Source organism: Novosphingobium sp., from assembly GCF_036803765.1.
Taxonomy (GTDB): domain Bacteria; phylum Pseudomonadota; class Alphaproteobacteria; order Sphingomonadales; family Sphingomonadaceae; genus Novosphingobium.
Genome location: NZ_DAIRTS010000037.1, coordinates 17579 through 29373, shown reverse-complemented (window position 1 = coordinate 29373; position 11795 = coordinate 17579). Strand labels below are relative to the sequence as shown.

The 11795-nt window shown below is 65.9% G+C and carries 11 protein-coding genes; 8 read left to right on the top strand and 3 right to left on the bottom strand.

What is annotated here, in order from left to right; all coding sequences use genetic code 11:
• On the top strand, positions 1-1049 hold a 1049-nt coding region (locus tag V7Q48_RS17040; RefSeq protein WP_333840216.1), incomplete at its 5' end, for an integrase.
• A gap of 314 nt (positions 1050-1363) precedes the next feature.
• Here the strand turns inward: V7Q48_RS17040 and V7Q48_RS17035 are convergent.
• Entirely contained in the window at positions 1364-2242 is an 879-nt protein-coding gene (locus V7Q48_RS17035) for an AAA family ATPase (protein ID WP_082102860.1), read from the bottom strand.
• Entirely contained in the window at positions 2169-3569 is a 1401-nt protein-coding gene (locus tag V7Q48_RS17030; RefSeq protein ID WP_004212864.1) for a Mu transposase C-terminal domain-containing protein, read from the bottom strand. Before V7Q48_RS17030 ends, V7Q48_RS17035 begins: the two co-directional genes overlap by 74 nt.
• A 191-nt stretch (positions 3570-3760) precedes the next feature.
• Between V7Q48_RS17030 and V7Q48_RS17025 the strand changes: the two genes are divergently transcribed.
• Together V7Q48_RS17025 and V7Q48_RS17020 are read left to right on the top strand one after the other, a co-directional pair.
• On the top strand, positions 3761-4333 hold the full coding sequence (locus V7Q48_RS17025; RefSeq protein ID WP_009824027.1) for a recombinase family protein: 573 nt from the start codon (positions 3761-3763) through the stop codon (positions 4331-4333).
• A 289-nt stretch (positions 4334-4622) separates the two neighbouring features.
• Positions 4623-5825 (top strand): aspartyl protease family protein, encoded by a 1203-nt coding sequence (locus V7Q48_RS17020; RefSeq protein WP_013039112.1) that lies wholly within the window; start codon positions 4623-4625, stop codon positions 5823-5825.
• Here the strand turns inward: V7Q48_RS17020 and V7Q48_RS17015 are convergent.
• Positions 5819-6235, bottom strand: a complete 417-nt coding sequence (locus tag V7Q48_RS17015; protein ID WP_004212867.1) for a MerR family transcriptional regulator — start codon at positions 6233-6235, stop codon at positions 5819-5821. The two genes, V7Q48_RS17020 and V7Q48_RS17015, sit on opposite strands and share 7 nt — an antisense overlap.
• Positions 6236-6313: 78 nt before the next feature.
• Here V7Q48_RS17015 and V7Q48_RS17010 point away from each other — a divergent pair, with 78 nt between their 5' ends.
• From V7Q48_RS17010 to V7Q48_RS16990, 5 genes are all read left to right on the top strand, one after another.
• A complete protein-coding gene (locus tag V7Q48_RS17010; RefSeq protein WP_004212870.1) occupies positions 6314-6940 on the top strand; it encodes a cation transporter in 627 nt (208 codons plus the stop codon).
• Positions 6940-8907 carry a cytochrome c/FTR1 family iron permease gene (locus V7Q48_RS17005; protein WP_333840194.1) on the top strand — a complete coding sequence of 656 codons (1968 nt, stop codon included), beginning with the start codon at positions 6940-6942 and terminating at the stop codon, positions 8905-8907. The genes V7Q48_RS17010 and V7Q48_RS17005 overlap by 1 nt, the downstream gene beginning before the upstream one ends.
• A gap of 73 nt (positions 8908-8980) precedes the next feature.
• Entirely contained in the window at positions 8981-9277 is a 297-nt protein-coding gene (locus tag V7Q48_RS17000) for a hypothetical protein (protein WP_007406840.1), read from the top strand.
• 60 nt (positions 9278-9337) lie between these two features.
• Positions 9338-10615: a TolC family protein gene (locus tag V7Q48_RS16995; RefSeq protein WP_037486870.1), complete on the top strand. Its 1278-nt coding sequence runs from the start codon at positions 9338-9340 to the stop codon at positions 10613-10615.
• Entirely contained in the window at positions 10615-11793 is a 1179-nt protein-coding gene (locus V7Q48_RS16990) for an efflux RND transporter periplasmic adaptor subunit (protein WP_004212877.1), read from the top strand. Before V7Q48_RS16995 ends, V7Q48_RS16990 begins: the two co-directional genes overlap by 1 nt.
• The last annotated feature ends 2 nt before the right edge of the window (positions 11794-11795 follow it).

The following is an 11795-nucleotide window of genomic DNA, read 5'->3' as shown; positions in this document are numbered from 1 at the left end:
CGCTCAAGTCCGACGTCGAGGCGTTCGATGCGTGGTGTAGGCGCAACAACCGGATCGCGCTGCCGGCCACGCCCGAGACCGTGGCCGATTATCTCGACGCGCGGGCCGGGAAGGGGAGCCGGCCGGCCTCGCTATCCCGCTACAAGGCGTCGATCGCCAAGATCCACCAGCTGCTCGAGCTCAAGGATCCGACGCCGGCGCCGCTGGTGAAGCTGCGGCTCCAGACGGTGCGCCGCGAGAAGGGGGCTGCGCAGAAGCAGGCGCGGCCGCTGCGGTTCAAGGGCCCGGTGCGCGACGTCGAGCGCGACAAGGCGCGGGGGCTCAACATCCGCGCGCTGCTCGAGAGTTGTGGCGAGGATCTGCCGGGGCTGCGTGATCGGGCGCTGCTATCGGCCGCTTATGACACCGGGCTGCGCGCCTCCGAACTGGTGGCGGTCGCCATTGAGCATATTGAGGAGGCGATCGATCCCGAAGCGCGGCTGCTGCAGATTCTGCGTCATAAGGGCGATCAAGACGGGGACGGGGCGACCGCCTACCTCAGCCCGCGCACCGTCGCGGCGATCGCGGCGTGGACCGAAGCGGCGGGGATCACGACAGGGCCGCTGTTCCGGCGGGTGCAGGTGCGGCGCTACAAGGCGCGGGCAGCCGTGCGCGGTCGGCCGATCGACAGCATCTCGGGCCGGGAGACGTGGGATCTGCGCAAGACGCTGTCCAAGCCGGCGGTGAAGGCGCGCGTCGAATATGACATCGGCACCGTGGCGCTGCACCCGGGCTCGATCGGACCAATCTTTCGGTCGATCATCGGCCGCGCGTTCGACCGTGGCGCGCTGCCCGATTTGACGGCGGACGATCTGGCGCGGTTGCTGAAGGGGATCAGTGCGCACTCGACGCGGATCGGGCTCAATCAGGACCTGTTCGCCAGCGGGGAGGATTTGGCCGGCATCATGGACGCGCTGCGGTGGAAGTCGCCGCGGATGCCGCTCGCTTATAATCGCAATCTCGCGGCAGAGCAGGGGGCGGCGGGGCGCCTTATGGCGAAGATTGGCTAGTCATGACGGCCTAAATAGGTCTTTGGATGATGCCGTGCGACCACACGACGGCGGCAGGTAGATCGAGGGATTTGCGCAGCGGCAAGAACCGGAGAAGGGAGGCTGAGCCCCCGGGGTCTTGAGCTACAACGTTAAGCCTAAGAAACGGGCAGGGGCCTGGTAGCGCGTAGTGTATGAGCGAAGCCACCATCGCTCAAACTCATCAGCACAGTCCAATTTCGAAGAGGAAACAAGAAAGTGGTTCCGGAAACGGTATGGATCTTATCCTGTGTAAACGCTCGCGCTAAATGGCGGCGTTCTGATCGCGCTATTTGTCAGTTGCCGGGTCCGATGACGAGGCAATCGCGCGCGGCCTGAACGATGTCAGCGGTGACCTCCTCGACGCGGTTGAGGGTCATGATCCGCCGCATCTGCGCGAACAGGCGCTCCATGAGCCGGAAGTTGCCGCGCGTGATGCGGATCACGGCTGCCTGCGCTTCGATCGCGTCGAGTTGGGCCGGGTCGAAGCTGATCCCGAAATCGCCGGCGTGGGTCGCGAGCAGCAGCCGCATTTCGGTCTCGGTAAGCGGGTTGAACTCGTGGACGAAGCCGATCCGCGAGTAGAGCTGGGCATAGCGGGCGAGGCGCTTCTCCAAGCCCGGCATACCCATCAGGATCAGCCCGAAGCCGTGGCGATCGGCCATGTCGCGGAGATGTTCGAGCGACTTTATGGTCAGGCGGTCGGCCTCGTCGACGATGACGAGGGGGCAGGCGATGCGGGCGGCGTCATGGGTGATTTCGTCCTGCGAGCCGCCCGCGACCGTCAGCCGGGCATAGCCCAGCTTAATGAGGTTGAGGCCCAACACCGCGTCGATCGTCTTGGGCGTGTTGCTGACCGACACGGTGTAGAAGACGGCGCGGCAGCGAGCGACCTTTTCGCCAAGGAGCGCGGCAATGGGACGGAGCGCGGCATATTCCCCCAGGTCGGGGAAGCTGGAAAACTCGCGCGCCGATCGCGTCTTTCCGACGCCCGGCCGGCCATGACACACGCCGATATAGCGGTAGTGCGCGCAGGCTTCGGCAAACTCGACGAACCGGGCATGTTCGCGGGTCGCCAGGAACGGCTGCTCGACCAGGAACTCAATCGTCAGCGGCGTAGAGCCGGAGCCCTCGGTAGGTGGTGGGCCGGGAAGCCGTATCCTCTTGGTCGCCATCGAAGGTCTCCGTGGGGGCAGGCACCTGCTTGTCGCGCTCCTTCGCGCCGCGCCGGGCGCGCTGGATCGCGCGCAACGACGGGTGCCCAGCGTGCTCGGAGCTGAGCGCACGGCAGACGAACCGGCCCTGGTGGTAGACGTGGATCTCGGTCAGGTCGCGGGGGTCATAGACCGCCTCGACCTGCTCGCCGACGAAGGCCGCGAGCGTGGGTTCGACATAGCGCCTGCCCATCAGACGGATGCCGTCGCGCAGCACTTTACGGGGCTTGGGCACGTGCACGAGCAGCATGTCGAGCTGTTCAAGGCTGTCGGGCATTGCGGGCAGGAACCCGCCCTTCTGCCAGCGCGTGATCGGCGGTTCGCCGGTGCTGCCATGCGGGCGACGATGATAGACGCCGCACACGAACGCCTCGAAGCGGGCGCGCAGCTCGTCGAGCGTGAGCACTGGCGCCGACAGCGGCTTGCCCGCGATCAGGTGGCCGGGCAGGTCGGGCAGGAACATGTCGTTGATGGTGCGGAACAGCCGCTCGATCTTGCCGCGCCCGCGAGGACGCCCCGGCAGCGAATGGATGAGGCGGATTTTGAGGGCGATGCACGCCTGCTCGATATGCTCGGAGATGAAATCCGAGCCGTTGTCGACGTAAAGCTGTTCGGGAATGCCGCTGACGATCCATTCGGGATTGGGCTTGCGCCAGATCGCCTGCCGCAAGGCGAGCGCCGTGTTGAGGGCACTGGGGGCATCGAGGCTGAGGAAGTAACCGGCGATGGCTCGGCTGTGATCGTCAACGATGACGGTCAGCCAAGGACGCACCGGGGTTCCGGCATCATCGAGCACGAGAATGTCGAGAACGGTATGATCGGCCTGCCACATCTCGTTCGAGGTCGCGGCTTCGCGCCGATGCACTAGCTCGTGCTGGTCGCGGTAGACGGCCGGATCGGAGGCTGCGGCGATCTGGCTTGCCGGTATCGCCCTGACGACACGCGCGACGGCCGCATAGCTGGGGGTTCGGTGTCCATGCGCGATGGCGAGTTCCTGCACCTTTCGGTGAATGGCGGCGACCGGGGGTCGCGGGCGCTTGGTGGCGAGAGTGCGGGTCAGTTCGACCAGATGTTCCGGCAGGTGCAGCCTGCCCCGATCGTTGCGCGGCAGACGCGCGAGACCGGCAAGTCCTTCGGCACGGTAGCGCCCGAGCCAGCGCTGCAACGTCCGCTCGCTCAGCGTGCCGGTGCGGGCGAGGTCCGCGAGCGGGATGCCATCGGCGAGGTGCGGTTCAAGGACGCGGTAGCGCTCGATCGCCAGCGGCGGGACAAGCGCCGGATGCGTCACCGCCGACGGTCCGTGTCGCAGGTAAGGAAAACGGAGATTTGCCTGCCCATCGCCATGCGAGTCCGCTCGCGTTGCCAAACCGGCCTGTTCGACGTAAATCTACCCGGTAAAGAAAACTAGGGCAACATAGACCTGCCGATGACGACTTTCTTCCCAAACCGCGCCCGATCGGGGCGCCACCGGCCCTACGCATGAAAATCGGTTACGCCCGCGTATCGACCGCCGAGCAGAACCTGGACCTCCAGCGTGATGCGCTGAAGGCTGCCGGCTGCGAGAAGGTCATCACCGACAAGGCCTCCGGGGCGACTGCCGCTCGCCCTGGATTGGAAAAGGTGAAGGAGCTGCTTCGCGCCGGCGACACACTGGTGGTCTGGCGCCTCGACAGGCTCGGCCGCTCGCTCCGTGATCTGATCGGATGGATGACCTACCTCGACGAGGAAAAGGTCGGGCTGCTGAGCCTGCACGAGGCGATCGACACGACCACCACGTCGGGCAAGCTTACCTTCCACCTGTTCGGGGCATTGGCGGAGTTCGAGCGCAACCTGATCCGCGAGCGGACCCAGGCCGGTCTCACCGCAGCCCGCGCTCGCGGCAAGAAGGGTGGCCGGCCGGCCGCACTCGGCAAGGACAAGCGCGACCTGCCCGTCAGGCTCTACCACGAGAACACGATGCCGATCGCCAAGATTTGCTCGATGCTCGGCATCTCCAAGCCAAAACTCTACGCCTATGTGCGATCGGCCGAGACCAAGCCGGTAGCCGCGTAGCGACGCTCGCCGACAAATAGCGCGATCAGAATGCCGCCACTTAGCGCGAGCGTTTACACCGTTCGCGGTCCCGATCGGCCCAGCGTCCCCCGGAACCGTTCGTTATCGGGAAGGCATCTAAGCGGTCTGCACCATCCTTCATCTAAAGTTCTCCAAGCGCTTCTGAGGATTTTCGGGCGCACCAAAAGCACTTGCTCCTCCAGTGGCTGGAGCATGTAACCGCAATTTGCTCTCCTGCGGACGGGGGGCTGGAGGTGGCTTTTTGACGGCCCGTGTTGAAGCAATCGGTATGTCTCGACGCTCATTAGTGGCGCGGCTGGTGGCCTGTGGAACCGGCTTGGTGCTCGGTTCTCCAACGCTCGCGCGACAGACTTCCCGGTCTGCGGGCTCGTGGAACTTCGGTGCGGCTCACCTCGAATGGGAGCCGCTGGAAGTCGGCACGGGTGATACCCTCCTTGTTTCGGCACAAGTGCGCGGAGTGCCGGTGCGGGCGGTGCTCGACAGTGGCAGCGGCGCGTCGATCATGAGCACGGCGCTCGCGGCGAAGCTCGGCTTGAACGATGGTGAGCGGCGCATGATTAGCGGGCTGAGCGCCAAGGCCCCGGTGCTGCTGGTCCGCGACATCGACGTACAGCTCGCCCGCGAAACCCGTCGCTTACCCTTTGCCGTCGTTGGTGATCTGAGTTCAGTGTCGGCGGCCTTCGGACGACCGATCGATATCCTCCTCGGTGCCGATATGTTCACGGGTAGCTGCATCGCGCTCGATTTCGCGAAAAGGCGTATGGCGGTCGTCAAGTCAGGCACGTTTCTCGCCGGTCCCGACTGGCGCGCTGTCGCGCTCGGGCGCGGTGCCAAGCAGGAGCTGTTCATTCGAGCTTCCGTCTCGGGTTTGCCTCCCGTGCCCTTGATGATCGATCTTGGCAGCTCGGCCGCGCTGATGCTCTCGTCGGCCTATGCCCGCGATCAAGGGCTGTTGAACGGGAAGCTCGTCTCGACCGCGGCGATCGGCGGCGTCGATGGTGTGCGTATCAACGATGCTTTCACGATCCAGAACATCAACATCGAAGGGCTTGGCGTCTCGAACGTCCCCACACTCGGGATGAGAGCTTGGCTCTCCACCAGCACGGTTGGCAATGTCGGCCTACCGCTGATCGCTCAATTCGACGTGGTGTTCGACGTGACCGCCGGATTCGTGTGGCTCCGGCCACTCGGTCCTCGTCGTCGCCTGCCGATGCTGAAGGACCGTAGCGGCCTTGGCCTCGCAGCCTCACCAACGGCGCTCACCGTTGTTCATGTGGCGGCGAACAGTCCCGCGGAAAAGGCTGGCTGGGCGGTCGGCGACCGGATCGTGGCGGTGAACGGCCATTCGATCGATGCGAACTATACGCGTGGGGAGCTCTGGCAAGTGCGCTCCCGGCCTGCTGGCACCCTCGTAAAGCTGACGATGGCCTCGGGTGATGTGCGCGAGCTCAGGCTGGCCGATTATTATTGATCGGCTTGAGGGTGGCCTTTGCCGATCGCCTTCATGATCCGACAATCGGCCATGCGCGCCTTGGTGCAGCTCTGGCTGAGCATTGCCAACTCATCCCGCAACACCGCGAGTTGCGCCAGTCTCTCCTCCACATCCTTGAGGTGCTGAGCAGCGATAGCTGAGGCGGCACCACAATCCTGGTCCGGGTTCTGCGCCAGCCCCATCAACGAACGGATCTCGTCGACGGAGAAGCCAAGCCGGCGACCGTTGCGGATGAAGTGCAAACGCTCAATGTCACTGGCATCGTAGGTTCTGCGACCCGACGCCGTGCGAGGGGCGGATCGGAGCAACCCGATCGACTCATAAAAGCGGATCGTCGTCACCTTCGTCGAGGTCTCGCTGGCGAGCTGCCCAATCATCACCGGCTTCATCATGCCATCCTTGCTTATGCGAACGTGTCGCACATTTCGCTTGCTTCTACAGCGACTGGAGGTGGTAAGGAAGGCCGCATGAATGCTTCTACCGAAAGCTGCGGGTGCCACGGGGAGCCCGCGCGCGCGCAAACCGATCCGGCCTATCGCCGTGCGCTGCTGACCGTCGTGGTGCTCAACCTCGGCTTCGGAGTCGCCGAGCTGTTCGGCGGGTTCATCGCCGATAGCCAAGCGCTGAAAGCGGATTCCCTCGATTTTCTCGGGGACGGGTCGATCAGCCTTATCGGTCTTCTCGCGCTTGCCTGGTCCGCACGGGCGAGGGCAAAGGTCGCGCTGACGCAGGGGTTGTTTCTCGGTGCGCTTGGCGTGGGCGTAATCGGTTTCGCGATTTGGCGCGCCCTGAACGCAACCGCGCCCGATGCCGAACTGATGGGCACAATCGGCGTTGTCGCGCTCGCGATCAATGTCGTGTCCGCCTTGGTGCTTGCGCGTTTCCGGGAAGGGGACGCCAATGTTCGCGCGATCTGGCTGTTCAGCCGCAACGACGCGCTCGCCAACGTGGCGGTGATCGCCGCGGCCGGTCTGGTGGCGTGGACAGGAAGCGCCTGGCCGGACCTCGCCGTCGCCGGCCTCATCGCCCTCCTGTTCCTCCACTCCGCTTATGAAATCGTCACTGGCGCTCGGCGCGAATTGGGAGAGCGGTAGTGCGTCTGCTCGCGTTGATCCGGGCAATGCTCTCGTTGCGGCTGCTCTCCGCGCTCGCGGCGCTGCTGTTCCCTGCTGCGGCAATCGCCGAACCCGGCGACGTGCAAACCGCATGGCGGCTGCTCGACTATATGGCCGTCGATTATGGCGGCGCGGTCGCCAACGGTCGGATCAAGAGCACGTCGGAATATGCCGAGATGACGGAGTTCGCCGCGTCGGTCTCGACACGGCTTCAGGGCCTGCCGGCGAAGCCGGAGCGTCAAGCCCTCATCCAGCGGGCTGCCAACCTCCAGGCGGTGATCGCGGAAAAGGGACCGACTGAACAGGTGGCAACATTGGCGCACGGGCTCGCGGCCGATCTGTTGCGCGCCTACCCGGTGCCGCTCGCGCCCGATAAGGCTCCGAACCTCGTCTCCAGCGATGCACTGTTCCGACAATCCTGCGCGTCCTGCCACGGGATGACGGGCAACGGCCGTGGCCCTGACGCCGCCAAGCTCGCTACGCCCCCGATTGCTTTCACCGATGCCGAGCGCGCGCGCCAGCGCAGCGTGTTCGCGCTCTATCAGGTGGTGACGCAAGGCATCGACGGGACCGCGATGCAGAGCTTCGCCGATCTGCCCAACGATCAGCGCTGGGCGTTAGCATTCCGAGCCGGGAGCTTCGCCTTCACGGATGCGCAGGCGCGCGAAGGCGAGCGGCTTTGGAAATCCGACCCGACCCTTCGCCGGCGCATTCCGGACCTGAAAACCCTGGTCGCGCTCACCCCGGCCGCGCTCGGCGCGGCGATCGGCGACGCCAAGGCTGACCCAGTGCTCGCGTTCCTGCGTCGTCATCCCGAACAGGTGATACAACAGGCTCCCGGCTCGCTCGCGGTCGCCCGCGCCAAACTCGCCGAAAGCGTGGCGGCTGCGCGGCGCGGCGATGCGCGCATGGCGAAAGAGCTGGCGCTGTCGGCCTATCTCGATGGGTTCGAGCCGATCGAGCCAACACTCACCGCGCGCGACGCGACGCTGATGGGTCGAATCGAGGGCGCGATGGGGGAGTTCCGCGCCTCGATCGACCGGGGCGCGTCGCCCGATGATCTCGCGGAGAAGGTCGCAGTACTGGGCGGCCTTTTCGACGATGCGGAAGCGGCGCTCGCGCCTGATGCCGCCACCGAAGCGTCCACGTTCCTGGGCGCGTTCACGATCCTGCTGCGTGAAGGGCTCGAAGCCCTGCTCATCGTTGTCGCCATGATCGCGTTCCTGCGTAAAGCCGAGCGCGGCGAGGCGCTGCGGTACGTGCATGGCGGCTGGGTCAGCGCGATCATCGCGGGCGGGATCACCTGGGCGGTCGCCACCTATGCGATCGGGATCAGCGGTGCGAGCCGGGAGCTGACGGAAGGGTTTGGCTCGCTGTTCGCCGCGGTCGTGCTGCTCTCGGTCGGGATTTGGATGCACGGCAAGGCGCAGGCCGATCAGTGGCAGCGCTATATTCGCGAGAAGATGTCGCGGGCGCTCTCGGGCGGGTCGGGCTGGTTCCTGTTCGGGCTGGCGTTCGTCGTAGTTTATCGCGAGGTCTTCGAGACGATCCTGTTCTATGCCGCGCTTTCGGCGCAAGGTGACAACGGGATGCTTCTCGCGGGGGCCGGGTCGGCGATTGGACTGCTCAGCCTGATCGCTTGGGCCATGCTTCGCTACAGTCGCAAGCTGCCGATCGCGCAGTTCTTCCGCTATAGCTCCTGGCTCATGGCGGTCCTGACCGTCGTGCTGGCGGGTAAAGGCGTCGCCGCGCTCCAGGAAGCCGGCCTTATCAACATCGCACCGCTCGCGGACGTGCCACGGCTGTCGATGCTCGGCGTGTTTCCCACTTGGCAATCGGTGCTGGCGCAACTCCTGATGGCGGTCGCCATTGCGGTCGGGTTCGCCTGGAACGGGCGCGACCGATCCCGCTCGGGTTCCGGCTCAGTGACCCTTGGTTCGAATTAGTGCAATGACATGAAAACCCTTCCGTGATAGAGGCAAGCTAGTGCGAGCCTTTTTGCCTTTCCTGACATGCCTGATGCTGGTCCTGACCAGCTTCTCCGGCATGGCCCATGCCGCCGATCTGGCGGGGGGAAGCATCGCGGGCGTTGAGTTCACGGTCCATACCGCCGGTGACATCGATCAGGTGCCATCGGACTCGGACAAGAATGTCCCGCATCATCACAATTATTGTCACGGACACGACGTCGGCGCGCCTGCGCGCACGACGATGGAATATACCCCCGTCCTCACAGTGCCCAAGCCGACAATCTCCGCCTCTGCGTCGCTCGACGGCCGCACCGGCATGGTCCATTTGAGGCCCCCCCAAGCCTGACGTCCGATTTGGGCGTGCGTTGGCGCGCCCCTGTCGATCATCGTCAGGAGTCCTATTTTCATGAATCGTATCCTCGCGGCCATGCTGGCCGCAGCGTCTTGCGCCACGATGGCGCAGGCGCAGGTCGGACCGTCCGCGCCTGTTGCGCAGGATGCGCCGGTCTACACGCTTGACCAAGCGGTCAGTGCAGCGGGCGGTTCGGCCCCTGCTGCGGAAGCGGCGACAGCTGGAATCGACGCGGCCCGTGCAGGTCGCACAGTCGCCGGCTTGCGGCCCAATCCGGTGGTTCAAGGCCAAGTCGAGAATGTCATCGGCTCCGGGCCGTATCGGGGGGGCCGCAGCGCGGAAACCACGGTCGGCTTTGCGATCCCGATCGAGCTAGGCGGCAAGCGCGGCGCCCGCGTCGCGGTCGCCAATGCGCAATTGTCCCGGGCCGAGATCCAGGCCGCGATCATCGCGGCGGATGTCCGGCTTCAGGTAACGCAGCTCTATGTCGAAGCGGTCGCGGCCGATCGCCGGGTAATGACAGCCCGCGATCAGGCCCGGATCGCCAGCGATGCGCTGCGGGCCGCGAGCGTTCGCGTGCAGGCAGGGCGGGCATCGCCACTCGAGCAACAGCGCGCGGATGTCGCGCGTATCAATGCCGACGCCAATGTGGAGCGGCAGCTTCGCTTGGCCGAGGCGGCCCGCGCCAATCTGGCGCGTCGGATCGGACGGCCGATCGACGGCCTGCTCGATGACACGCTGCTCGATCGCCTTCCCGATGTGAACGTCTATGGGCCGTTGGCACCGGTCAACACGACCGGCACACTCGCGCTGGCGGCAGCCAACGCGGATTTCTCCATTGCCGAAGCCGGCGTGCGGCTCGCGCGCGCCAATCGCGTGCCTGACCTGAACGTCGGGCCGTCGATCCGCCGCCTGGAAGCGACCAACGACATGGCGGCGGTGTTCAGCGTGTCGATCCCGATCCCGGTGTTCAACAATGGTCGCGCCGCGATTGCGCAGGCGACCGCGCAGCGGACCCAGGCGGATGCGCAGCGCCGCGTGACCGCGCTCGACATCGAACAGGCGATCACGGACGCGCAGGCGCAGGCGGCCAATGCCGCAACGACGGCTCGTGCGGCGTCGGGGCCGGCGCTGGCGGCTGCACAGGAGGCCGCCCGCATCGCGCGGATCGGCTATCGCGAGGGCAAGTTCGGCCAGCTCGAATTGCTCGATGCTGAACGCACGCTCGCCGAAACGCGGGTCGCCGCGATCGACGCGCTTGCCAATTACCAGAATGCCCGCGCGCAAGTGGAGCGACTGACCGCTCGTGCGCCCAATGGGGGGAATCAGTGATGAAGAGCTTTTATCTCGCGGGCGCGGCGTCGCTCGCCCTGCTCTTGGCTGCCTGCGGCGGCAAGGATGGCGGAAACGAGGCAACTGCCGAAGGCGCAGCTGCCAATGAGACGGCAGCGGGCACGGAAAAGGGCGGTGCTGAAGGCGGTCATGCCGGTGAAGGCGTCGTCACATTGGGTGCCGACCAGATCGCCACAGCGGGCGTCCAGGTCGGACGGCCGATCATCGGCGGGGCCGGGACGATCGAGCTGCCCGCGATCATCGAGGGCGACCCACAGGGAACGCAGGTCGTCTCGGCCGCAATTGCGGGACGCGTGGTCGCGCTCACCCGTAACCTCGGCCAATCGGTCGGACGCGGCCAGACCATTGCGGTCATCGAAAGCCGCGAGGCGGCGCAGATCAAGGGCGAGGTCGAGGCGGCGCGGGCGCGGCTTCAGCTCGCTAATTCGAACCTCGCGCGCGAACAGCGGCTGTTCGCGCAGAGAGTCTCCCCTGAACAGGATCTGATCGCCGCCCGCACAGCGGCGACGGAGGCGCGGATCGCCCTGACGCAGGCGCAGAGCATGGTTTCGGCGGCGGGTGTCGGCGGCGGCGGGCTCAACCGGCTCGGCATTGCCGCGCCGATCTCGGGCCAGATCATTGCGCGCCCCGTGACGCTGGGACAAACGGTCGCGGCGGATGCCGAACTCTATCGCATCGCCAACCTGAGCCAGGTGTCGATCGCGCTTAATCTCAAGCCCGAGGATGCGGGCCGGGTGCGTCCCGGCAATACGGTGCTGGTGAAGGCGGCAGGCCGTCAGGCGACCGCCCGCGTGACCTTCGTGTCGCCGGCGCTTGATCCGCAGACGCGGCTCGTGCCTGCGCTCGCCACCCTCGACAATCGCGGTGGCGAATGGCGGGTCGGCGAGCCTGTGACGGCAGCCGTGCAGCTCACGGGCAGCGGCGGGAGCGGGGCGGTCCGCGTGCCGACGACGGCGGTCCAGAGTTTCGAGGGCAAGTCGGTCGTGTTCGTGCGCACGCCCACCGGCTTCAAGGCGACCCCGGTCCAGCTCGGCGATGCGTCGGGCGACACGGTGATCGTCCGGTCGGGCCTGACCGGCAACGAACAGATCGCCACCACCGGAAGTTTCACGCTCAAGGCCGAGATCGGCAAGGGCGAAGCGAGCCACGAGGATTAAGC